1 protein-coding gene is annotated in these 519 nt (G+C 34.9%); it reads left to right on the top strand.

What is annotated here, in order from left to right:
- Positions 1-519: type 2 periplasmic-binding domain-containing protein (locus AB9Q04_RS08120; protein ID WP_410024834.1), on the top strand; the 519-nt coding region annotated here is incomplete at both ends.

Consider the following 519-nt stretch of genomic DNA (forward strand, 5'->3'; position numbering starts at 1 on the left):
CCCTACGTTGGATAGATACTTTCTATACCAAAGATGGATTTGACTACCTATATTATGGACCAGAAGGATCATATTGGGTATGGAATGATGATAAAACTGTCAAAGAATATTCAGATGATGCTAAAAACTCTGATGATGTAGAAAAATACCGTGGCTACGTAACACCAGCTTATGGTATTACCGTACCTGCTTACTCAGTACCTCTAGATCCAATTGGTGGGAAAGCTGATAGCACCTTTAACGATTTTATAGAAAAAGAAACTCAAGAAAAAATCTTAGACCACGGTGAAATTATATTCCCACTAACCTATCTTACAAGTGAAGAAAACCAGGAAGTAAGTGATATAACAGTAGAGCTTGAAACATATATGAAAGAAAATGAAGCTCAGTTTATAAATGGGTCAAAAGAAATAAATGATGAAACTTGGCAAGAATACCTTGATACCATGAATAAAATCGGAGCAGAAAGATTGATAGAAATCTACCAAGCAGCCTATGATAGATGGAAAGCTATTGAAT

This window comes from Anaerococcus groningensis, assembly GCF_046365465.1.
Classification (GTDB): Bacteria; Bacillota; Clostridia; order Tissierellales; family Peptoniphilaceae; genus Anaerococcus; species Anaerococcus groningensis.